The organism is Actinacidiphila yanglinensis (genome assembly GCF_900107965.1).
GTDB classification, from domain to species: domain Bacteria; phylum Actinomycetota; class Actinomycetes; order Streptomycetales; family Streptomycetaceae; genus Actinacidiphila; species Actinacidiphila yanglinensis.
This window is the reverse complement of record NZ_FNVU01000006.1, coordinates 283,623-306,054: the sequence shown is the minus strand read 5'-3', so window position 1 is coordinate 306,054 and position 22,432 is coordinate 283,623. Positions and strand designations below refer to the sequence as shown.

Here is a 22,432-nt window from a genome sequence, read left to right as displayed (position 1 = left end):
CCACACGCGGGCCGCGCCCGAACCCCGGGTCCGGGCGCGGCCCGCGGCCACCCGCGCCATCCGACCCTCCCCCCGACGACCCCGGACACCGGAAGAGGCCACGGTGCAGCTGTTCTCCGTCCCCTGCGGCGACATGACCGCCCGCTACGACCACGACGAGGCGACCGGCGCGGTCGGGTTCGTGCTGCTCCCGGCCGGCGCCGCCCGCGAGCCGGCGCCCGACGCGGGAGTGGAACCGCTGGTGCAGCTGTCCGTCACCGGGGACCGCTCGGTGGACCTCTGGTCGCAGGGCGCCACCCTGCGCAACCGCTCCACGACCCGCGATCTCGCTCTGATCGGCCACAGTTGGGAGAAGCACGATGGTGGAGTCACCGCCACCGTCGAACTCGCCACCCCCGGCGGGATCCGCGCGACCCACCTGCTGCGCTGGCGCGAGGGTGAGCCCTGCGTCGAGATCGGGACCAGCGCGGCCAACGACACCGGAGACCCCGTCACCCTCCAACTCCTCAGCGGCTTCTGCCTGTCCGGCATCCCCGCCGCGGGCGTGCCCGCCGACACCGTCGTGCACCGGCTGCGCAGCGGCTGGTCCAGCGAGGGCCGGCTGGTCAGCCAGGACCTGCGCGACCTGCACCTGGAGGGCTGGCCCCGGGAGGCGCTCGGCGTGGAGCGGTTCGGGCAGCTCGGCACCATGCCGGTGCGCGGGTTCGCCCCCGCCGTGGTGATCGAGGACCGCACCGCGGGAGCCGTGTGGGGCGCCCAACTGTGCTGGCCCGGGACCTGGCAGATCGAGCTGTACCGGCACGGCGGCGCCCTGTCGGTGGCCGGCGGCCTCGGCGACGGCGACTTCGGGCACTGGCGCAAGACCCTCGCGCCCGGCGAGGAGTTCACCGCGCCCCCGGTCTGGGTCACCACCGCCGCCGTCGAGCCGCCCGGCCCCCGCGACCGCTCCGACCGCCCCGACCGCACGGCCGTGGACGGCTGCTTCCGGCGGCTGGTGGCCATGCAGGACGCCCGCGCGCCGCGCGACCGCGCCACCGAGCGCGAACTGCCCGCCGTGGCCAACGAGTTCGCCACCACCTGGGGCCGCCCCACGCACGCCCGGCTGGTCGCGATGGCGGAGCGGCTGGCCGGCACACCGGTCACGTACCTGGTCGCGGACGCCGGCTGGTACGACGGAGGACACGGCGACTGGACCCGGGTGAAGCAGGACGCCTTCCCCGACGGCCTGGCCGCCACCGCGAAGGCGGTCCGCGACCACGGACTCGTGCTCGGCCTGTGGGTCGAGGCCGAGACCTGCGACGAGGAGTCCACCGCCTTCTCCCTCACCGAGCACCTGCTGCACCGCGACGGCGCCCCCGTCACCGCCGGGCGCCGCCGCTTCTGGGACCTGCGCCGGCCGCGGACCGCCCAACTGCTGCTGGACCGGATCACCTCCCTCGTCACCGACCACGGCATCGGCTACCTGAAGATCGACTACAACGAGCCGCTGGGCGCCGGCTGCGACGGCGCCGAGTCCCCCGGCGAGGGGCTGCGCCAACAGGTCGCCGCCACCCTCGACTTCTACGCGAAGCTGCGCGAGCGGCTGCCCGACGTCGTGATCGAGAACTGCGCGTCCGGCGGCTACCGGCTGGAGCCCGCCAGCATGTCCGTCAGCGACGTGGCGTCCTTCTCCGACGCGATGGAGGGCGCGCACCTGCCGATCGTCGCCGCCGACACGAACCGGCTGGTCTCCGGGGCCCGTTCGCTGGTGTGGGCGGTGCCACGGGCCGGCGACGACGCCCGCGCGCTGGTCTACAAGCTGGCGTCGGGGCTGCTCGGGCGGTTCTGCCTGTCCGGGGATTTCCTCGAACTCGACGAGGAGCAATGGAGGTTGGCGGCCACCGCGCTCGACCTCTACGGACGGGCCCGGCCCGCCCTCGCCACCGGGGAGTGGCGCCGCCACGGCCCTCCGGTCGGCGGGTACCGCAACCCCGAGGGATGGCAGGCGCTGGTGCGGACGACCGCCGACGGCACCGGGGCGCTCGCGGTCCTGCACGCGTTCGCCGACCCGCCGGCCGCCCCGATCGTCCTCCCGCTCCCGCCCGGCGCCCGGTTCGCCGCGGCCGCCACCCTCGCCGACGGCCCGCCGCCCCGCGTCAACGGGGCCGCGCTGCGCTGGCTCGCGCCGGGGCCCTTCTCGGCGGCGGCGGTGTGGTTGGAGCGCCCGGGCGGCGCGCCGGCCTGAACCGCCGGACCGGCCCCGCGTACCGCCGTACCTGTGAACCGCCGACCCGTGCACGCCGGACGGCGCCCCGCACCGTACCGGCGGGTAGGCTCCGCGGGAGGCGTACGTGTCGATCCTGGAGGAAGCCCATGCCGCTCATGCCCGACGGCTGGCAGGACGGATTGCTGCCCCGGCTCACCGAGCTCTACAAGGACCTGCACGCGCACCCGGAGCTGTCCTTCCAGGAGCAGCGGACCGCGGCCAAGGCGGCGGAGCTCCTGGTGGCCGCGGGGTACGACGTCACGACCGGCGTCGGCGGCCACGGCGTGGTGGGGGTGCTGGCCAAGGGCGCCGGGCCGACCGTGATGCTGCGGGCGGACATGGACGCGCTGCCGGTGCGGGAGGAGACCGGGCTGCCGTACGCGAGCACGGTGCGGTCCCAGGGCGAGGACGGCGAGCAGGTGCCGGTGATGCACGCCTGCGGCCACGACATGCACACCGCGTGCCTCGCGGGCGCCGCGACCGTACTGGCCGGGGCGCGGGCGGAGTGGTCCGGCACGCTGCTGGTGGTCTTCCAGCCCGCCGAGGAGCGGATGCGCGGCGCCGAGGCGATGATCGAGGACGGGCTGTTCGAGCGCTTCCCGCGGCCCGACATCGTGCTCGGCCAGCACGTCGGCCCGCTCCCGGCGGGCTGGCTCGGCTACCGCGAGGGCGTCGTGATGGCCGGCGCCGACTCCGCCACGGTCCGGCTGTTCGGCCGGGGCGGCCACGGATCCCGCCCGGAGAGCACCGTCGACCCGGTGGTGACGGCCGCCGCGACCGTGCTGCGCCTGCAGGGCATCGTCGCGCGCGAGGTGCCGCCGCAGGAGTCGGCGGTGGTCACCGTGGGGCGGCTGCAGGCCGGCACCAAGGAGAACGTCATTCCCGACACCGCGGAACTCGGCATCAGCCTGCGCTCGTACGACGAGCGGACGAGGCAGCTGCTGCGCAGCGCCGTCGAGCGCGTCGTGCGCGGGGAGGCGCTGGCCGGCGGCGCCACCCGCGACCCGGAGATCACCTGGGACCGGCCGGCGCCCGTCCTGGTCAGCGACCCGGACGCGACCCGCGCGGTGGTCGCGGATCTGGCCGGGCACTTCGGCAGCGACCGCATCCTGCCGATGCCGCTGGTCACCGCGAGCGAGGACGTCGGCCGCTTCGGCACGGCCGCGCAGGTGCCCACGGTCTTCTGGTTCTGGGGCGGCCTGGAGACGGCGACGGTACTGAAGGCGCTCGACGCGGGCACCCTCGACCAGCTCCCCGGCAACCACTCCCCGCTGTTCGCCCCGCTGATCGACCCGACCCTCGGCACCGGCGTGGAGGCCCTGACGGTCGCCGCCCTCGGACGCTTCGCCGCCGCGCAGTCCTGACCGGTCCTGACCACAGCCCCGACCACAGCCCTGACCGCAGAACCGACCCTGGACCCGACCGCAGTTCGTGACCGCGAAGTCCCGTACCCGACCCGGCCGATAGGCTGCGCGGGTGAACTCCGGACAAGCCCCATTCAGCACCGCCGTCGCCGACTTCGAGGCAGCCGTGCGGGCCCGTGACTCCCAGGCGTCGGGCGACGCGTTCGCGCTCCTCCAGCAGACCTTCCAGGGCGCGGACGACACCGAACTGGCCGCTGTCGCGCCCCGGCTGGCCGCCCTGCTGCCCGAAGTCCCGGCGGGGCCGCGGTCGGTGGTCGCGGTCGTGGTCGGCGCGGCCGTCGAGCGCGGCGCCGACCCGGTCGGCTGCGCGCCCACGGTGCTGGCCGCGCTGGGCGAAGCACTCGCGGGCGCCGAGGAGTTCGTGGCCCGCTGGGAGGCCACCGGCGGTGGCGACCTGCCCGACCCGGAGAAGTCCGACCCGCAGGACGAGGTCTTCGACCGGGTCGGCCAGCCCGCCACCGAGGCGTGGTGGACCCTCCCGCAATGGGAGATGGCCGCGGTCGCGGTGCTCAACCACAAGGCGGTACGGCTGGCCGTCGCCGACCGCGCCGCCCTCGTCGACGCCGCCGAGCGGGTCGGCGATGCCACCGGCGGCGGGCTGAAGTACCTGCGCTACATGCTGGCCGTCCTCGACGACGAGCCGCTGGTCGTCCTGCACCGCGAGACCGGCACCGGCTACCGGGTGCGGATCAGCGGCCTCGGCGACAACTTCCAGCTGCACACCCTGCTGGCCGGCGAGCTGGTCGGGGGCGGCCACGTCCCAGGGGTCGCGCCGAGCGAGCAGGCCGTGGCCGTGTGCCGCTCGGCGACGGGCGACACCGACACCACCGGCTCGTTCAACCTCGTCGCCCCCGACGGCACCTGGATCTGGAACGAGGGCATCCCCGCGGACATCCCCGTCGTCGACGGGGTCCGGCTGCTCGTGCTCGACCCCCCGCCCTACGAGCGCGCCTGGCCGGCGGGCCGGCTCTTCTCCCAGATGCCGGGCGAGCTGGTGCTCGAAGGGCCGCTCGGCTCCGACGAGGCGGCGTCCTGGCTGGCGCGGACCTCGCCCGCCAAGGAGGGGTGAACGGCCCGGTACGGCCGGTGACGGGCCGGGCCGGGCGGGAGCCGGGCCCGGCTCCCGCGGACTCCCCGGGGTGATGATCCGGGCGGACGGGGCCTGTCGGGCGATTCGGCCGCACGGGCGTCGTTCGGGAGGGCCCGGGACGGCCATACTGGGGTGCACAGGCAGGTCCGGTACGGTCGTCGGCCCGGTGAGGGCGACGGGGACCGCACTCCCGCGGGGGACCGCGGGGGCGGAACGGCACAAAGGGGACTGGGACAGGAGTGAGGCCGGTGCAGCGCATCAACTTCGACGATCCGGACGTCGGCAAGGACGAGGACCTGCGCGTCGTGTATCGGGACGAGTTGTTCACCGGAGAGGTGGAGGAGTTCGCCGGGGACGCCCGGGTCGCGCTGAGCACCTACCGCGACGGGGTGCCGGACGGGCCGACCATCGAGTGGTACCCCGACGGCACGCTCCGCTCGAAGGGCTCGCTGCGGATGGGACAGGTCGTGGGCGAGTTCAAGGACTGGCACCCCAACGGCGTGCTCGCGGTCAGCCGGATCTTCGACGAGCGCACCACGCTCGTCGAGCACTACGAGTGGGACCGCAACGGCCTGCCCACCCTGACCTGGCGCTTCGCCGACGAGGAAGCGGCCCACTCCGCCTGGTAGCGGAGCCCGGCGACCGGAGTCGCGGGACGCACGAGCGGTGCCGGTCGGGATCCGACCGGCACCGCTCGCGTCTTTCTCCGGCCCTGCGGCCGGCGCGGTCACCGTGCGGCGGGCCGCCGCCCGCCGCACGGTGACCGCGGCTCCTCACTGCACGGTGACCGCCAGCGTGTCCTGCTGCGCCGGCGTGCCCGTCGGGTCCTGCGCGCTCGCCGTCAGGGTGTGCGCGCCCGCCGCGAGGGCCTGGGCCGGGGTGCAGGTCCAGGTGCCGTCGTCGGCCGCGGTGGCGGTGCAGACCGGGGCGGAGCCCTCGGTGACCGTCACCGCGGCGTCCGGCTCGCTCGTGCCGGCCAGCGCCGGGGTGGAGCCGACGGTCGCGCCCGCGGCGGGGGAGGTGAAGGCGACCGGCGGGGCGAAGTCGGTGGCGTCGGGCACCCCGTCGCCGCTGATCTTCACCGCGACGCTGTGCACGGTGACCTGGCCGCCGCCGTTGCGCAGCCGGAAGTCGGCCGCGGAGTGCTGCTGGCCGCCGAAGTAGGCGTCCGAGACGGTCACCGTCGCGGTCTTCCAGGTGTTCGTACCGGTCAGCGAGATGGCCGGCGCCGACTTGTAGGGGTTGGTGGTGCCGTCGTCGTACTGCACGTTGAACGAGCCGGAACCCTGGTCGTAGTAGGAGACGGTGAACACCGCCGTGTAGAAGCCGGCGTGGGCCACCGAGTCGTCGATGTCGAAGTAGATGTTGGATTCGGTGCTGGTGCGGGCGCTGAGGCCGGCGACGGTCCCGGCCGTGGTCGGCCCGTCGAACCCGCCGGACGGGGTCTCGTCCTCGCTCATCCCGTAGGCGTGGTTGTCCGTACCGACCACCGTGCCGACCACGGCGGTGCCGGGCGGCAGGTCCGAGGCGTCGAAGCCGACGGCGGCCGAGGCGTCACCGACGAGCCCGGTCGGGTCGGTGACCGTCGCGGTGACGGTCTGCCGCCCGGGGGTCAGCCCGCCGTCGGGGGCGCAGCTCCACGCGCCGGTGTCGTCGGCGGTGGCCGAGCACAGCGCACCGCTGCCCTCGTGCACGGTCACGGTGCCGCCGGGGAGGGCCGTGCCGGCGATGGCGGCGGCGAGCTTGACCGTCGCCCCGCTGCGCGGGGTGGTGATGGCGGGGGCGGGCGGGAATGCCTTCCGGTCCGGCACCCACGCACCGGTCACGGCAACCGCCGCGCTGTGCACGGTGATCGGGTCGGCGGAGTGCAGCCGCAGGTCGGCGCCGGCGTTCTCCAGCCCGCCGAAGTACGCGCCGGTCACGCTGAATTCGGCCGTCTTCCAGGTCTTCGTGTCGTGCAGTGCGACGGTGGTCGCCGCCTGCTGGTAGGGGTGGCCGGGTCCCGCGTCGTACTGCAGCGCGAGGGTGCCGGTGCCGGAGTCGTAGTAGGAGACGGTCACCTTCGCGTCGTAGTCGCCGGTGGCGGCGGTGTCGTCGCCGATGCCGAAGTACAGGTCGCTGCCCGCGCCGCCGGTCCCGGTGCCGGTGGTGCGCGCGGTCAGGCCGGCCACGGTGGCGGCCTGCGTGGTGGCGCCGGTGGAGCCGGCGTAGTCGAGCTGGGTGAGGCCGTCGTCGGTGTTGGTGCCGCCGAGCACCGTGCCGACCGTGGAGGTACCGGACTGCGCGGTCGCGTCGAGGCCGATGCGTACGCCGCCGAGGTGGCGTGCGGCCGTCGGGGCGCTGCCGGTGACCGGCGCGTACGGCAGGGCCTTGGTGGGCGCGGCGACCTGCTGGACGAGGTACGAACCGCCCTTGCGGACCGGCACGTTGATCAGGTCCGCGGTGCCGGGGGCGACCACGGTGCGGCCGCTGCGGCCGTCCACCACCTCGACCCGCTGTCCGGGCCAGGGGTTCTTCACCTTCAGGGTGCCGGTGCTGCCCGCCTCGATCGCGGCGGTGACCAGCTTGCCGCCCTGCACCTGCACGTCGACCTTGTCATTGTGCTGGACGTAGACGCTGCCGCTGCCGTCCCAGTCGCTCGGCCAGGCCGGTGCGAAGCGGACGATGCCGTCGTAGTCCTGCGCGAGCGCCTCGCCGACCGCGGTGGCCACGCCCGACTCCTGCTCGATGTAGGGCTGGTAGCCCACGGTGTTGCCGAGGTCGGCGAAGCCGTTCGGGTAGACCTGGTGGCCTTCGGTGATCGAGACGAGGTCGGCGCGCACCTCGGCCGGGTCCTGCAGCCGGGCCGCGTCGATCGCGTCCATCGACCAGTCGTTACCGCCCTTGTTGGGCCGGTGGTCGTAGGAACGCTGCTCCAGCGAGAAGAGGTTGCTGTCCTGGTCGCTGACCGTGTTCCACGGCCACAGCGGTTCCAGTTCGATGTTCTCGCCGTTGCGGCGCTGGGCGGCCGGCTCGTACGAGATCGCGATCATGTCGGTCCCGGTGGCGTCCGCGGCCTGCGTCTCGGCCTGCGTGTAGTCCGGGTTGAGCAGCTGGGTGCGGGTGGCCTGGTCGGTGCGCGGGTACGGCGGGATCTCCGTCTCGGCCTTGGCGACCTGCTTCAGGAGCGCCGCGTCGGAGGTGTGCGCGGTGCCGAGCACCTGCGCGGCCTGCGTGATGATCGGGAACAGGGTCCGGTCGACCGCGATGTCGGTGGTCGGGTCCTGCACCGCCCACTGCGTCTCGTGCGCGTTGGCGTTCGCGTGCAGCAGGCCGTCCTTGCCGACGCTCTGGTACGCCAGCTGGAAGGCGAGGGTGGACTTCATGAAGGGGAAGTACTTCGCCAGCGCGGCCTTGTCCCCGGTGGCCTGGTACTGCTCCCACATGTACAGCGCGACCTCGGGGCCGCTGGAGATGTCCAGCGCGTTCCAGTTCGGCGAGCTGGCCTCGCTGCAGTTGCCGGTGGGGATGTCCAGCCCGTTGCCGTTGAAGCGCATCGTCTCGGGCACGCAGGAGCCGGGCAGCCCGCCCATGGCGAGCTTCGTCCAGGCCTCGATCTGCGGGGTGTCGTCGGCGTACATGTCGAAGACGGGGGTGTTCAGGGCGTAGTTGCCCGAGGACATGTTCGCCGCGATCTGGGTGCGCAGGTTCCACAGCCAGTACGCCGAGGGGGTCCAGGTCTGGGTGTCCTTGTCCCAGGCGAACATGTCGGCCTCGCCGGCCTGGCTGCCCGGGTAGATGCCCTTCTTCATCGACGCCGCCTCCTCGTAGAGGTACAGCGTGCGCAGGTTCTCGATGTAGGCGGCGCTGCCGTCGGCGGAGTTCATCTCGACCAGGCCGGAGTGCGTCCAGAACTGCTTCCACCAGCGGTCCTGCGCGGACAGCAGCGAGGTCTCGCCGGCGGTCGCGTCGTGGCCGATCACCTGCGCCGCGGTCTTCGCGGCGTCACCGCCCTTCCAGCCGGGGGAGGCGACCACGACGCGGAAGGTGCCGTCGGCCTTCGGCTTGAAGGTGGTCCTGACCTGGGTCGGGCTCGCCACGGTGGTGCTGACCTGGCGGCCGCCCGCGGTGATCGCGGCGAGCGAGCCGAAGGTCTGGCCGCTGCCGATCGGCGGGCCGCCGTCGGTCCACGTCTCGGCCAGGGTGCCGGTGGTGCCGGAGACGGCCGCGACGGGCTTGCGACCGGACCACAGGTTGATCGTCGCGGTCTGCGCGATCGACGGGTCGGCGCCGGAGACGTCGACGACCAGCTCGTCCTTGCCGGTGGCGACCCACGCCTTCAGCGACATGCCGCCGCCGGACTCGCGCAGTACGCCGTCGGTGAGGTCGAGCCGCCCGCTGAAGTCCGCGGCGTGCGAGATCACGGACAGGCCGGGGATGGTGAGCTGCCCGGGCGACTTGCGGTCCGGCATGGTGTCGGAGCGGTTGAGCTGCGCGGTGAAGCCGCCGGCCGCCCAGGCGGCCACGCCCAGCGACCCGTTGCCCAGCGGCATCGACGCGGTCGGGTCGCTGTTCGGCGCGCCGAGCACGATGTCGGAGCGGGCCGCCACCGCGGTCGGGTCGAGCTGGAACGCCCCGTTCCGCCATGCGGTGGTGGCGCCGGTGGGAGTCCCGGCGGGGGCCGCGCCGGTGGCCGCCCGCGCCGCGCCGGAGCCGGCCAGGACGAAGGTCGCCAGCGCGGCGAGCAGCGCCGACCAGAGCGCGAGAGCCCGCCGCAGCGGAGCTCTTCGACTACGGGAGATGACGTGCACGATGCCTCCAGGCTGAACGACGCTCGACCGGGTTCCCGCCGGAACGCCTACCGCGCTCCGGCTAGTGCTCCGATGAATACGCCGTTCCCCGGGCGCAGTTGACGCACGTCACGCGCGTACCTCGTGACGCCGCCATTTAACATCGGATGACTGCCGTTGTAATGCATCGGAAGTGCCGCCGTAAAGACCCCGGCTCGGGCGGACTTGGCCCGTTCCCGCCGGGCCGGTCGGCACTTCGGTCGGATCCCTTGACTTCACCCGGGTGCGGCAGTGTCATGTTCACGCGCTTGGTTCTGCTGACTTCTGATCAGCTCGGCAACGTATCCGAACGTTTCCCCACAGGTGCTCCGCCGATGTGCTCCGTTCTGCTCCCTTTCGCCCGTACCCGAAAGGAACCCCCCATGCGCAGACACGCCCTGTCCGGCTCCTCACGCCGGACGGTGGTCGCCGCCGTCATCCTCGCCGTGCTCGCCGCCCTCGGCCTCGGTGCGGCCGCGGCCCCGGCCGGTGCGGCCACCACCACCACGATCTCCGTCGACGGCACCAGCGGCGGCCGCACCTTCGACGGCATCGGGGCGATCAGCGGCGGTGGCGGCAACAGCCGGCTGCTGGCCGACTACCCGGCCGCCCAGCAGCAGCAGATCCTCGACTACCTCTTCAAGCCCGGCTCCGGCGCGGACCTGCAGATCTTCAAGGTCGAGATCGGCGGAGACACCAACTCCACCGACGGCTCGGAGTCGAGCCACGAGCACACCGCGGGCACCGTCGACTGCAGCACCGGCTACGAGTGGTGGCTGATGGAGCAGGCCAAGGCCCGCAATCCCGCGATCAAGCTCTACGGCCTGGCGTGGGGCGCTCCCGGCTACCTCGGCGGCGGCAACTTCTGGTCCACCGACACCGTCAACTACCTGGTCAGCTGGCTCGGTTGCGCCAAGTCCCACGGCCTGACCATCGACTACCTCGGCGGCTGGAACGAGCGGGGCTACAACATCGCCTGGTACGAGCAGTTGCGCGCCGCCCTGAACAGCAACGGCTACTCCGGCACCCAGATCGTCGGCGCCGACAGCGACTGGTCGGTGGCCAACGACGTCGCGTCCAACTCCGCGTTCGCCGCCAGCGTCTCCGTCATCGGCGCCCACTACCCGTGCGCGGGCGGTGACGGCGGCAGCGCCGACACGTGCCCGAGCACCAGCACCGCGGTCGGCACCGGCAAGCCGCTGTGGGCCAGCGAGAACGGCTCCCAGGACCGCGACTCCGGCGCCCCCGCCCTGATCCGCTCCTTCACCCGCGGCTACATCGACGGGAAGCTCACCGCCTACGTCAACTGGCCGATCGCCGCCGCCGTCTACCCGAACCTGCCGTACGACACCGACGGACTGGTCCTCGCCAACCAGCCCTACTCCGGGGCCTACAGCGTCGGGAAGAACCTGTGGGCCACCGCCCAGATCACCCAGTTCACCTCGCCCGGCTGGAAGTTCGTCGACGCCGGCTCCGGCTACCTCGGCGGCAGCGAGTCCAACGGCAGCTACGTCACGCTGAAGTCGGCAAGCGGCAGCGACTACTCCACGGTCATCGAGGCCACCACCGCCACCGCGGCGCAGACCGTCAACGTCCACGTCTCCGGCGGGCTGTCCACCGGGGCGGTGCACGTGTGGGCCACCAACGTGAACAGCGCAACCTCCGGGGACAACCTGGTCCAGCAGTCCACCCTGACCCCGTCCGGCGGCGCCTACTCGCTCACCGTCCAGCCCGGCTACGTCTACACGCTGACCACGACCACCGGGCAGGGCAGGAGCACCGCCCAGGGGCCGGCCGCCACGTCGCAGCCGCTGCCGTACTCCGACAGCTTCGACAGCGACCACGCCGGCCAGCAGCCCACCTACCTCTCCCAGATGCAGGGCGCCTTCGAGGTCACCGGCTGCGCCGGCGGGCGCTCCGGACAGTGCGTCACCCAGCAGGCCGCGACCAAGCCGATCGAATGGGACGGCGACTCCGCCCCCTACACCTTCGGCGGCGGGCCGGGATGGGCGAACTACACCGTGGCCGCGGACACGCTGATCCGGCAGGCCGGCGCGGTGCAGCTCCTGGCCCGGGTCGGCAACCAGCGCGGCTTCGACCCCGCCGACATCGACGCCTACTACCTCCAGGTCTCCAACACCGGCGCCTGGTCGATCCTGCGGAACAGCTCCGGCGGCACCCAGAGCACGCTGGCCTCCGGCACCACCACCGCGCTCGGCACCGGCTCCTGGCACCACCTCGCGCTGACCGTCAACGGCACCCAGCTCACCGCGGCGGTCGACGGGACCACCGTCGGCTCGGCCACCGACTCCTCGTACGCCAGCGGCATGGTCGGCCTGGGCACCAGCGGCTACCAGACCGACCAGTTCGACAACCTCACCGTCACCCCGGTCGGCTCCACCGGTACACCCACCGGCCCGATCGTCTCCGGCGCGGGCAGCAACAAGTGCCTGGACGACGACAACGGTTCGTCCGCCAACGGCACCGCGGTGCAGATCTGGGACTGCAACGGCACCGGCGCGCAGAACTGGACGGTGGGGTCCGACAGCACGGTCCGGATCAACGGCAAGTGCCTGGACGCCACCGGCGCCGGCACCGCCAACGGCACCCTGACCGAGCTGTGGGACTGCAACGGTGGCGGCAACCAGCAGTGGCTCCCGCAGATCGGCACCCTCTACAACCCGGCCAGCGGGCGCTGCCTGGACGATCCCGCCTCCAACACCACCAACGGCACCCAGCTCGAGCTGTGGGACTGCAACGGCGGCGCGAACCAGCAGTGGAAGCTGCCCTCCTGACGCACTGTCAGGTCGATGGGAATCACGGTCAGCCGTGGGGCCCGGGCGCGTCTTGTCCGCGCGCCCGGGCCCCACGGCCGTACCGCCGTCCTCACCGCGCCGCCGGAGCGTCCCCGGCCAGCAGCGTCCTCGCCACGTGGTGGGTGTCGGCGTACTCGCGGACCTCGACGATCCGGCCGTCGCGGACGGTGTAGGTGCCGCTGCAGCGGTTGTCGTACGCGTCACCGGCGGCCGTGGTGCCCTTCGACGACCACTCGGCCACCACCTGGTCGCCCTCGGCCACGACGTTGGTCAGCTCGATGACCAGCGGCGCGCCCTCCTTCAGCCGGGTGCCCATGCCGCCGAGGAAGTCGTCGACGATGTGGTCGCGGCCCTCCCAGCGGCCCGAGATCGACAGCTCGCCCGGGTAGATCCAGACCGCGTCCTCGGCGAAGCTGTCACGGATGACCGCGAGGTCGCCGTCGCGGACCGCCTCGACGTAGCGGACGACGACGGCCTTGGCCTCGGCGGTGCGGGTGTTCGTGCTGTTCGTGGTGCTCATCGTGTGCTCCTCAGGGGCAAGTGCTGTGCGGGAGTAGGGAAGCAGGGGAGGGAACGGCCCGGAACGCCGGGGGTGTCAGCCGACGGTGAGGACCGCGTTGCCGCGCACCTGCCGCTCGCGCAGCCGGTCCAGCACCGAGGCCGTGTCGGCCCAGTCGGCGACCAGGCCGATCTCCGGGTGCAGGCGGCCGCGGTCGACCAGGTCCACGAGCGTCGCCAGGTCCTGGCCGAACGGCGTGTCGAAGTGCTCGTAGTGGAAGTGCCGCAGCACCGCCGACTCCGGCCCGGAGAAGAAGTCGAAGAAGTCGAGGGTGACCGGGACGCGGGAGGCCTGGCCGAACCAGACCAGCGTGCCGCGCGGCGCCAGCCGGGCCAGCGCCGTCGGCAGGCTCTTCCCGCCGACGGACTCCAGCACCAGGTCGAACGGCCCCTCCGCGTCCGCCACTTCGTGCACGATCTCCCGCGCACCCAGCTCCAGCAGGCGCCGCCCGCGCTCGGCGGAGCCGGTGACGGCAGTGACCCGGGCGCCGGCCGCCGCGGCCAGCTCCACCACGTAGTGGCCGACCCCGCCCGACGCGCCGGTCAGCAGCAACCGCCGCCCGACCAGCGGCCCGGCGGTGCGGACCAGCCGCAGCGCGGTCAGCCCGGCCAGCGGGAGGGCCGCCGCCGTCGTCGCGGTCACCGGCTCCGGAAGCGCGGCGAGCGACGCGGTCGGCACCGCCGCCAGCTCCGCCCACCCCGCCTGCGGCGGGTGCCCGACCACCCGGGTGCCGGCGCCCGGACCCGAGCCGTCCCGCGCCGCCCGCACCACCACCCCGGCGACGTCCTTGCCGGGCCGCCACCCCGCCCTGGGCCGCTCCAGCTGGAAGGTCTCCCCGCGGTTGACCGAGAACGCGGCCACCCGCACCAGGGCTACGTCCGGGCCCGGCCGCGGCTCGGGCACCTCCTCGACGACCACGGACCGCTGTGCGTCCCCCGTTGCGACGAGCGCCTTCATGTCGCTGCCTCCTCTGCCGATCCGTCGCCCGCCGACCTCGTGTCCGGCGGGCGTACGACCAGCAAAGCGGCACGCCCCGACCCCCGTCCAACAGCCATCGGTCCCGCTCGACAACCGACGGTTGTCGGCGAAGGTGGGAGGTGTTCCCGCAGGTCCGCGGTGTGGGGGGCCTGCGGTCGGCGAGCGGCCGGTGCGTTGTCGGCTCGGGCGCGGCGCAGGCGGCGGGCAGCGGAAAAGCCGGTGCGGAGCGTGCGGGCGCGGTCGTAGCGTGGCCGGTATGGACGTGACGTTCACGAAGCTCGGCGGGCGGCGGTACCGGATGGCGGTGGTCCGCGAGCACGGCCCGGAGCTGGCGCCGCGGCAGGGCCCGGGATACCACGACCATCTGCCGCACGACGCCGTGCACTTCCTGGTCGAGGCCGAGGCGGGACTGTCCGGGGGCGTCTTCGGCCGGATCGCCGCCGGGTGGAACAACCTGTTCTGGCCCGCCGACCCGGCGCTCAAACGGCGCCAGGCCCGTCGTGAGGCGAAGCGCTCGCCGACCGCGGCCGAGCACGCCGACATGGCCCGCTCCGAAAACCTCGCGTCCTACTGCCTTCCGCTGTGGGAACTGCGCGCGGGACTCGTCGCCGAACTCCCGCACTGGGTCGCCGAGATGGAGGCCACCCAGCCCGGCCTGCGCGAGTCCCCCCTCGTGGCGCGGATCCTCGCCCGGCTGGACGACTTCGCCGCCCGCTGGCACGCCCTCCCCGACGGCGCTGGCCTCACCCTCACCTGGCTCCCCACCCCCTCCCGCCCCCATCTCCGACGGACCACCCGCGGGAGCGGTCGACGTCTCGGGTGAAGGACCGGACAGTCGGAAGCTCGTCTGATCGTCGCGCAGGTCCCTGACCCCCGGGTCGCCGCTGCCCGGCACCCTTCCGCCACGTGACCCGTCCCGATGAGCCGTGCCCGATGAACCGCGGTGTTGCGTGAACGTTACCAAGCAGCGGGCAGTGTCAGGGGGTTGGATGCGTGGTGTCAAGATGCGTGCGGGGGTGCGGTGGAGGCGTTGGCGGGCAAGGGGAAAGCGCGTATTCCGCTTCGTGCGCGATCTCTTGACACCTCGTCAGGGCGCGCCCACACTCTGCGGAAACTCTGAGAACGTTACCAAGGGCGTGGAGGCAGTCCCCCGATGACAGACCCTCTGCTCGAAGCGAGAAAGGTGACGAAGCGCTATGGGCACGTCCACGCGCTCCAGGGCGCGGACTTCACCGCGTACCCCGGCGAGGTCGTCGCGCTGATCGGTGACAACGGCGCCGGCAAGAGCACGCTCGTGAAGACCCTCTCCGGCACCATCCGGCCGGACGAGGGCGAGGTGCTGGTGGACGGGAAGCCGGTGCAGCTCGGCAGCCCACTGGACGCCCGGAAGTACGGCATCGAGACGGTCTACCAGGACCTCGCGCTCGCGCAGGACCTGGACGCGGCCGCCAACCTGCACCTCGGCCGCGAGCTGTACCGCGGCGGCCTGCTGGGCCGGCTCGGGGTGCTGGACCGGGCCGCGATGCGCCGCTCGGCGGTCGCCGCGTTCCGCGAACTCGGCGTCGACCTGCGGGACGTGGGCGTCCCGGTGGCCGCACTGTCCGGCGGCCAGAAGCAGTCCGTGGCCGTCGCCCGCGCCGTGGTCTTCGCCAACCGGATCATCTTCATGGACGAGCCGACCGCCGCGCTGGGCGTGGTGCAGCGCGGCCGGGTGCTGGACACCATCAAGCGGGTCAGGGACCGGGGCATCGCCGTGGTCCTGATCAGCCACAACATGCCCGAAGTCCTGTCCGTGGCCGACCGGGTGGAGGTGCTGCGGCTGGGCAGCCGGGTGGCCCGGCTGACCGCCGCGGACACCACCGTGGAGGAGTTGGTCGGGGCGATGACCGGCGCGCTGGACGCGGCGGGGAAGGAGGGCGCGGCATGAGCGCGGACACCCCCGTCAAGGACGACCCCGCGGCCGCCACCGGCGGGCCGCGCGGCCGGAGCATACCGCCGTGGCTGCGGCGGCTGGCCGACGTCAACGAGGTGTGGACCTTCGGCGTTCTGGTCCTGCTGGTGGTGTTCTTCACCGCGGCCCGCCCCAGCACCTTCCTGACGAGTTACGACGTCACCCAGATCGCCACCAACGCGGCGATCTACCTGGTGCTCGCGGTCGGGATGACCTACGTGATCATCGTGGCCGGCATCGACCTGTCGGTCGGCTCCGTGCTGGTGCTGTCCGCGGTGCTCTCGGCGGAGTACACCATCCACCACGGTGGCGCGAAGGCCGGATGGGGCACCATCGCGGTGAGCACCGTGATCGCCCTCGTCACCGGCCTGGTGTGGGGCGCGATGCAGGGCTGGCTGGTGGCCAAGGCGAAGGTGCCGCCGCTGATCGTCACCCTCGGCGGGTTCGGCGCCGCACTCGGCATCGCCGAGATCATCACCGGCGGCCAGGACCCCACCGGCGCCGTGTCCAACCACCTCCAGCACGCCATCGGCTTCGGCAAGCTCTTCGGCCAGATCCCCTGGCTCGTGGTGATCGCCTTCGCCACCACGCTCGTCTTCGGCCTGGTGCTCGCCTTCACCCGCTTCGGCCGCTACACGTACGCCATCGGCTCCAACCCGGAGGCCGCCCGCCGCGTCGGCATCAACGTCGACCGGCACCTGGTCAAGGTCTACGCCCTGGTCGGACTGCTCTCCGGGCTCGGCAGCGTGATGTGGCTGGCCTACTTCGGCACCACCTCCATCGCCGGGCACGCCACCGACAACCTCACCGTGATCACCGCGGTCGTGCTCGGCGGCGCCAGCCTCTTCGGCGGGCGCGGCAGCGTCCTGGGCACCCTGATCGGCGTCTTCATCCCGGCCGTGCTGAGCACCGGGCTGATCATCATGGGCGTCCAGCAGTACTGGCAGGACGTCGCGATCGGAGTAGTGCTGGTCGCCGCGGTCTACCTCGACCAGTTCCGCCGGCGCGGCCGCGAACGCGCCTGACCGACCGTCAGTCCGAAGGCCAACCGTTCACCCCTCCCGCGAGAACCCTTCCGCACACCTCGCGAACACCCCCGTACCCGCACGCGCCCACCCTCGGAGTCCCTCGGCACGACCACCCTCGCCCACGCACAGAAAGAGGTCCACCATGCGGCACATCAGCAGACCCACGACCCTCGTGGGGACCTGCGCGGTCCTCGCCCTCGTGGCCGCGACCACCGCGGCCTGCGGCGGCGGGTCCTCCGGCTCGGGCAGCAAGTCGCTGGAGATGATCACCGGGGTCAAGAGCGACCCGTTCTACATCACGATGGCCTGCGCCGCCCAGCAGGAGGCGAAGAAGCGCGGCGTGAAGCTGACCGTCAACGGGTCGGCGCAGTGGGACGTGGCCGTGCAGCGCCCGATCATCGACTCGGTCGCCGCCAAGCACCCCTCCGGCCTGCTCATCTCGCCGGTGGACACCGCCGCCCTGACCCCGTCGCTGAACCAGATGCAGAACGCCGGCACCAAGATCGTGCTGGTCGACACCACCGTCAGCGACGCGTCGATCGGGGTGTCCCGGATCTCCTCGGACAACGTGGCCGGCGGTCGCGCCGCCGCGAAGGCGCTGGCGAAGCTGATGGGCGACAAGGGCTCCGCGATCGTGATCAGCGTCAAACCGGGGGTGTCCACCACCGATGAGCGCACCAAGGGCTTCGACGAGGAGATGAAGGCCAACCATCCGAACATCACCCTGCTGCCGGTGCTCTACGACAACGACCTGCCGGCCACCGCCGCCTCGCAGATCCAGTCCACGCTCGCCGCGCACCCCGACCTCGGCGGCGTCTTCGCGGGCAACACCAACACCGCGCAGGGCATCTCCACCGGGCTGCAGGCCGCGGGCAAGCAGGGCAAGGTCAAGGTCGCGGCGTTCGACGCCGAGCCGGACGAGGTGACCTCCCTGAAGACGGGCACCCTGGACGTGCTGGTCGCGCAGGACCCGGCGAGGATCGGCACCGAGGGCGTCGACCAGGCGCTCGCCGCCATCGACAAGAAGAAGGTGACCGCGTCCATCGGCACCGACATGGTCGCCATCACCAAGGCCAACCTGGACTCGGCGTCGGTCGGCAAGTACCTCTACAAGGACGCCTGCTGACCGGACGTCCGGTACGGCGGCGCCGTCCGGCCGGGACGTCCCCCAGCGGGGCGCCCCGGCGCGGGGGGAGCCGATCGGCCCGCGGAAGTGCCCTGTCATGATGGCGCGTCGGGCAGGAACCGCTGCCCGCGCCACCACCGCCGGCCCCGGGCCAGGGCCCGCGCGCCCGGGAGCGTCCGATGAGGAGACCCGTGAAGCGCCCGACGATGAAGGACGTGGCCCGTGCCGCCGGAGTGAGCCCGATGACGGTCTCCCGTGTCGTCTCCGGCGAGCCCGGAGTGGCGCCGTCCACCGCTGCCCGGGTCGAGCAGGCCGTCCGCAAGCTCGGCTACCAGCGCAACGACAACGCCCGCCACCTGCGGCAGAAGAACCTCGGCACCTCCACCATCGGGCTGGTCGTCGACGACCTCGCCAACCCCTTCTACGCCCTGATGGCCCGCTCGGTCGAGGACGAGGCGCACCGGCGCGGCTACGTCGTGCTCGTCGGGAGCACCAACGACGAGCCGCGCCGCGAGCGCGAGGTGATCGCCGCGTTCACCGCCCGCCAGGTCGACGGCCTCATCCTGGTGCCCACCAACGGCGGCCACGGCTTCCTCAAGCAGCCGATGGCCGCCGGCACCCGGGTGGTGTGCGTGGACCGCCCGGGCAAGGGCCTGGACGTCGACACCGTCACCGTCGACAACCGGGCCGGCGCCCAGCGCGCGGTCACCCACCTGCTGGGGCACGGCCACACCCGGATCGCCTACCTCGGCGACCGCTTCGACATATGGACCCAGGCCGAGCGGTTCAGCGGCTACCGCGACGCGCTCGCCGCCCACGGGGTGCCGGTCGACGAGGACCTGGTACGGCACGGGCTGCGCACGCGGGAGTCGGCCGGCGCGGCCATCGGCTCGCTGCGGGAGCTGCCCGACCCGCCCACCGCGCTGTTCACCAGCAACGACCTGATCACCCTCGGAGCGCTCGACGCCGCCGACCGCACGGCGCCGCTGGCCCTGGTCGGCTTCGACGACCTGCCGCTCGCCGAACGCCTCGACCCCCCGCTGACGGTGGTCAGCCAGGACCCGGTGGCGCTCGGCGGCACCGCGGCCAACGTGCTCTTCTCCCGTATCGGCGGCGACAGTTCGGCGCCCCGCTCGGTGGTGCTGCTCACCCGCTTCCTGGTCCGCGCCTCGGGCGAGAGCGGCGCGCGGGCGCCGGGACGCTGAGGCGGGGGCGTCCCGGCCGGGCGGGGCGCGGCCCCCGCCGACGACCCTGCGGCTACGGCCGCGCGGGAGCCAGCCGCAGCGTCATGATCTGGAACGGCCGCAACGCCAGCTGTACTTCGGAGCCCTCCGCCGTGCAGCTGCCGAGCTCCGCCGCCTCCCGCTCCAGCAGGTCGGTGACCGCCACGGAGGCGACGTCGAAGGACGCCGCGAGCGCGGCCCGCGCCCTGCGGCCGTGCGCCTCGTGCAGGCGCACCACCACGTCGCCCGACCGGTCGTCGGCGAGCTTGACCGCGGTCACCACCACGCCCGCGTGGTCCACGGTCACCAGCGGGGCGACGGTGGCGGAGCCCGGCACCGCGCGCTCCGGAAGGTTCATCCGGTAGCCCGCCCGGATCGCGTCGGGGACCTGCGCGCCGAGCACCAGGGCGTAGCGCAGCCGGTGCCGGCCCTGGTCCTGCTGCGGGTCGGGGAAGCGGGCCGAGCGCAGCAGCGACAGCCGGACCGTGGTCGTGGTGCCGCCGTCCGCCCGCACGTCGCGGCTGATGTCGTGGCCGTAGGTGGAGTCGTTGACCAGCGCGGCACCCCAGTCGGGCTCGCCGACGTGCAGGTAGCGGTGCGCGCACACCTCGAATTTGGCCGCGTCCCAGCTGGTATTGCCGTGGGTGGGCCGCTGGACGTGGCCGAACGGGATCTCCGCGGTGGAGTGCGCGGCCCGTACGTCCAGCGGGAAGGCCGCCTTGAGCAGCTTCTCCCGCTCGTGCCAGTCGACCACGGTGTCGATGTCGACCTGCCGGCTCCGCTCGCGCAGCGTCAGCACTTGCTCCACCCGGGAGTCGCCGAAGCTGCGGACCACCCGCACCCCGCCGCCGGTCCCGGACCCGGACCCGCCCTTCGGGTCGCCCTCGAAGGCGGTGACCGAGTCGGCCGCGGTCAGGTCGCGCACGGTGTTGCGGTAGAAGGAGTCGAGGTCCCAGGCGTCCCACCGGTTCGGGAAGTCCTGGTGCAACTGCAGCAGGTTCGCGGCGGATCCGGGCGGCAGCGCCTCGCGGTCCGCGTCGAGGTCGTACGCGGAGGTGATGAGGCCGCGGCCGTCGACGGTGATCCGCACCAGACCGTTGTCGAGGACGAAGCCGTCGTCCGACCGCACCGGCCGCACCGTACCCGCCGCGCTCCCGCGGGGTGCGCCGCCCATCGCCGGTACGCCGTCACGCGCGTGCGGCGCCGCGTTGAAGACGACCTCGCCCCCATCCGCGCCCTCGCCCGCCCCGGCCAGCGCCCGCTGCGCGGAGCCGACCAGTCCCTCCAGCTCGCGCGCCACCTCCGCGTGCGTCCGCTCCGCCTCCCGGTGCACCCACGCGATCGAGGTGCCCGGCAGGATGTCGTGGAACTGGTGCAGCAGCACCGTCTTCCACAACCGGTCCAGCGCGTCGTACGGGTAGGGCGCCCCGGTCCGCAGCGCCGCCGTCGCCGACCACAACTCGGCCTCGGCCAGCAGGTGTTCACAGCGCCGGTTGCCCTGCTTGGTGGCGAGCTGGCTGGTCAGGGTGCCGCGGTGGAACTCCAGGTACAGCTCGCCCACCCACACCGGGGCGTCGGGGTACTCCGCCAGCGCCTTCGGGAAGAACTCCGCCGGCCCCTCCACGCTCACCCGCGGCGACCCCTCCAGGCTGGCCAGCCGCGCGGCCCGGGCCAGCATCTCCCGGGTGGGACCGCCGCCGCCGTCCCCGTAGCCGAACGGCACCAGCGAGCGGTGGGTGCGCGCCTTGTCCCGGAAGTTGCGCTCCGCATGCGCGACCTCGGCCCCGGTCAGCCCGCTGTTGTACGAGTCGACCGGCGGGAAGTGGCTGAAGATCCGGGTGCCGTCGATGCCCTCCCAGAAGAACGAGTGGTGCGGGAAGGCGTTGGTGGTGTTCCAGGAGATCTTCTGGGTGAGGAACCAGCGCACCCCGGCCAGCTTCATCAGCTGGGGCAGCGCCGCGTTGTAGCCGAAGGTGTCCGGCAGCCACATGTCCTCGGTCTCGACCCCGAACTCCTCGAGGTAGAACCGCTTGCCGTGCACGAACTGCCGTACCAGCGACTCGCCGCCGGTGATGTTGGTGTCCGGCTCCACCCACAGGCTGCCGGTCGGCAGGAACTGCCCCGTCTTCGCCTTCTCCTGCGCTCGCGCGTACACCTCCGGGCGGTGCTCCTTCAGCCACGCCAGCTGCTGCGCCTGGCTCATCACGAACCGGAACTCCGGGTGCGAGTCCATCAGTTCGGTGACGTTGGAGACAGTGCGCGCGACCTTGCGCACCGTCTCGCGCAGCGGCCACAGCCAGGCCGAGTCGATGTGCGCGTGGCCGACCGCCGAGATCCGGTGCGCGCCGGTACTGGCCGGCGCGGCCAGCGCGGGGATGAGCGCCTTGCGCGCGGCGGCCGCGGTGCCGCCGACGTCCTGCAGGTCGACCAGGTCCAGTGCGTCCTCCACCGCCCGCAGGATCTGCCAGCGCCGGGTGGACTGCTCCGGCAGCTCCCGCATCAACTCCCCGAGCACGTCCAGGTCCTGGACCAGCTCGAAGACCCCCGCGTCGAACACCGCGAGGTCCAGCCGGCGCAGCCGGTACAGCGGCTCGCCGGCCGGCGTGCGGTCGGCGGCGCCCGTACCGCCACGGTCTGCGTCGTCGGCGCCGTCATGGCCACCGCCGTCGTCCAGCCAGCCGGCCCGGTCGCCCGCGGACGTGACCCCGAAGGTCAGCTGGTCCGGGCCGGTGTGCATCACCACGGGGTTCGCCGCGGCCTCGACGTAGAACCGCACCTCCTCGCCGCCGCGGGCGGGGGCGGCCACCGGCAGGTGGGTGTTGCGCGGGTTGAGCGCCTTCACCGCGGAGCCGTCCGCCCGGTAGGCCAGGCCCTCCGCCGAGAAGCCGGGCTCGGTCGTGCCGAAGCCCAGGTCCACGACCGCCTCCACCGCCAGCCCGGCCCACTCCTCCGGCACCCGGCCGCTGAGCCTGAACCAGCTCGTCGACCACGCCGGCCCCCACCGGTCACCCACCCGCGCCGGGCTGTACTCCGCTGCCAGCCCGGCACTGACCGGCACCGGTTCGCCCGCCACGTGCCAGACCTCGACGGTGAGGGGCAGCGTCCGGGCGTGGACGGCGGGGCGCAGTCGCTGGTCGAGCACGCGTTGCAGCCGCTCCTCCGTGCTGGCGGGGTCGCTGTGCAT

At 73.2% G+C, this 22,432-nt stretch carries 14 protein-coding genes; 10 read left to right on the top strand and 4 right to left on the bottom strand.

Features of this window, described 5'->3' with window-relative positions; all coding sequences use genetic code 11:
* The first annotated feature begins 103 nt into the window (after nucleotides 1–103).
* The 4 genes from C4U44_RS16305 to C4U44_RS16290 all read left to right on the top strand — a co-directional run bounded on the left by C4U44_RS16305 (nucleotide 104) and on the right by C4U44_RS16290 (nucleotide 5,388).
* A complete protein-coding gene (locus C4U44_RS16305) occupies nucleotides 104–2,224 on the top strand; it encodes a glycoside hydrolase family 36 protein (protein WP_103886522.1) in 2,121 nt (706 codons plus the stop codon).
* 128 nt (nucleotides 2,225–2,352) lie between these two features.
* Nucleotides 2,353–3,609 carry an amidohydrolase gene (locus C4U44_RS16300; protein ID WP_103886521.1) on the top strand — a complete coding sequence of 419 codons (1,257 nt, stop codon included), beginning with the start codon at nucleotides 2,353–2,355 and terminating at the stop codon, nucleotides 3,607–3,609.
* Between the two features lie 112 nt (nucleotides 3,610–3,721).
* Nucleotides 3,722–4,738: a hypothetical protein gene (locus tag C4U44_RS16295; RefSeq protein ID WP_103886520.1), complete on the top strand. Its 1,017-nt coding sequence runs from the start codon at nucleotides 3,722–3,724 to the stop codon at nucleotides 4,736–4,738.
* 269 nt (nucleotides 4,739–5,007) lie between these two features.
* The gene (locus C4U44_RS16290; RefSeq protein WP_103886519.1) at nucleotides 5,008–5,388 is read left to right on the top strand and encodes a toxin-antitoxin system YwqK family antitoxin; all 381 of its coding nucleotides are present in this window, start codon (nucleotides 5,008–5,010) and stop codon (nucleotides 5,386–5,388) included.
* A 144-nt stretch (nucleotides 5,389–5,532) separates the two neighbouring features.
* Here C4U44_RS16290 and C4U44_RS16285 read toward each other — a convergent pair whose 3' ends face one another.
* Complete coding sequence (locus C4U44_RS16285) at nucleotides 5,533–9,549, bottom strand: Ig-like domain-containing protein (protein WP_103886518.1); 4,017 nt, start codon at nucleotides 9,547–9,549, stop codon at nucleotides 5,533–5,535.
* Between the two features lie 401 nt (nucleotides 9,550–9,950).
* Here C4U44_RS16285 and C4U44_RS16280 point away from each other — a divergent pair, with 401 nt between their 5' ends.
* Nucleotides 9,951–12,362 carry a ricin-type beta-trefoil lectin domain protein gene (locus C4U44_RS16280; protein ID WP_103886517.1) on the top strand — a complete coding sequence of 804 codons (2,412 nt, stop codon included), beginning with the start codon at nucleotides 9,951–9,953 and terminating at the stop codon, nucleotides 12,360–12,362.
* A 91-nt stretch (nucleotides 12,363–12,453) separates the two neighbouring features.
* On the opposite strand, the gene C4U44_RS16275 is transcribed toward C4U44_RS16280, so the two are convergent.
* Nucleotides 12,454–12,903 carry a nuclear transport factor 2 family protein gene (locus C4U44_RS16275; protein WP_103886516.1) on the bottom strand — a complete coding sequence of 150 codons (450 nt, stop codon included), beginning with the start codon at nucleotides 12,901–12,903 and terminating at the stop codon, nucleotides 12,454–12,456.
* A gap of 75 nt (nucleotides 12,904–12,978) precedes the next feature.
* Nucleotides 12,979–13,899, bottom strand: a complete 921-nt coding sequence (locus C4U44_RS16270; RefSeq protein ID WP_103886515.1) for a zinc-binding dehydrogenase — start codon at nucleotides 13,897–13,899, stop codon at nucleotides 12,979–12,981.
* Nucleotides 13,900–14,176: 277 nt separating this feature from the next.
* Between C4U44_RS16270 and C4U44_RS16265 the strand changes: the two genes are divergently transcribed.
* The 5 genes from C4U44_RS16265 (at nucleotide 14,177) to C4U44_RS16245 (ending at nucleotide 19,230) form a co-directional block, all read left to right on the top strand.
* Nucleotides 14,177–14,743: a hypothetical protein gene (locus C4U44_RS16265; protein ID WP_103886514.1), complete on the top strand. Its 567-nt coding sequence runs from the start codon at nucleotides 14,177–14,179 to the stop codon at nucleotides 14,741–14,743.
* Nucleotides 14,744–15,103: 360 nt separating this feature from the next.
* On the top strand, nucleotides 15,104–15,847 hold the full coding sequence (locus C4U44_RS16260) for an ATP-binding cassette domain-containing protein (protein WP_235032129.1): 744 nt from the start codon (nucleotides 15,104–15,106) through the stop codon (nucleotides 15,845–15,847).
* Nucleotides 15,844–16,896, top strand: coding sequence for an ABC transporter permease (locus C4U44_RS16255; protein WP_103886512.1), 1,053 nt, complete (start codon nucleotides 15,844–15,846; stop codon nucleotides 16,894–16,896). The genes C4U44_RS16260 and C4U44_RS16255 overlap by 4 nt, the downstream gene beginning before the upstream one ends.
* 145 nt (nucleotides 16,897–17,041) lie before the next feature.
* Nucleotides 17,042–18,025: an ABC transporter substrate-binding protein gene (locus C4U44_RS16250; protein WP_103886511.1), complete on the top strand. Its 984-nt coding sequence runs from the start codon at nucleotides 17,042–17,044 to the stop codon at nucleotides 18,023–18,025.
* 179 nt (nucleotides 18,026–18,204) lie between these two features.
* Nucleotides 18,205–19,230: a LacI family DNA-binding transcriptional regulator gene (locus C4U44_RS16245; protein WP_235032128.1), complete on the top strand. Its 1,026-nt coding sequence runs from the start codon at nucleotides 18,205–18,207 to the stop codon at nucleotides 19,228–19,230.
* 52 nt (nucleotides 19,231–19,282) lie between these two features.
* On the opposite strand, the gene C4U44_RS16240 is transcribed toward C4U44_RS16245, so the two are convergent.
* Nucleotides 19,283–22,432, bottom strand: a complete 3,150-nt coding sequence (locus C4U44_RS16240; RefSeq protein WP_103886509.1) for an alpha-mannosidase — start codon at nucleotides 22,430–22,432, stop codon at nucleotides 19,283–19,285.

Excerpts from the sequence above, each read along its gene's own strand:
- C4U44_RS16300 (WP_103886521.1), top strand. The coding sequence starts at position 2,353 with ATGCCGCTCATGCCCGACGGCTGGCAGGACGGATTGCTGCCCCGGCTC.
- C4U44_RS16280 (WP_103886517.1), top strand. The coding sequence starts at position 9,951 with ATGCGCAGACACGCCCTGTCCGGCTCCTCACGCCGGACGGTGGTCGCC.
- C4U44_RS16275 (WP_103886516.1), bottom strand. The coding sequence starts at position 12,903 with ATGAGCACCACGAACAGCACGAACACCCGCACCGCCGAGGCCAAGGCC.
- C4U44_RS16270 (WP_103886515.1), bottom strand. The coding sequence starts at position 13,899 with ATGAAGGCGCTCGTCGCAACGGGGGACGCACAGCGGTCCGTGGTCGTC.
- C4U44_RS16265 (WP_103886514.1), top strand. The coding sequence starts at position 14,177 with ATGGACGTGACGTTCACGAAGCTCGGCGGGCGGCGGTACCGGATGGCG.
- C4U44_RS16255 (WP_103886512.1), top strand. The coding sequence starts at position 15,844 with ATGAGCGCGGACACCCCCGTCAAGGACGACCCCGCGGCCGCCACCGGC.
- C4U44_RS16250 (WP_103886511.1), top strand. The coding sequence starts at position 17,042 with ATGCGGCACATCAGCAGACCCACGACCCTCGTGGGGACCTGCGCGGTC.
- C4U44_RS16245 (WP_235032128.1), top strand. The coding sequence starts at position 18,205 with ATGAGGAGACCCGTGAAGCGCCCGACGATGAAGGACGTGGCCCGTGCC.
- C4U44_RS16240 (WP_103886509.1), bottom strand. The coding sequence starts at position 22,432 with ATGCACAGCGACCCCGCCAGCACGGAGGAGCGGCTGCAACGCGTGCTC.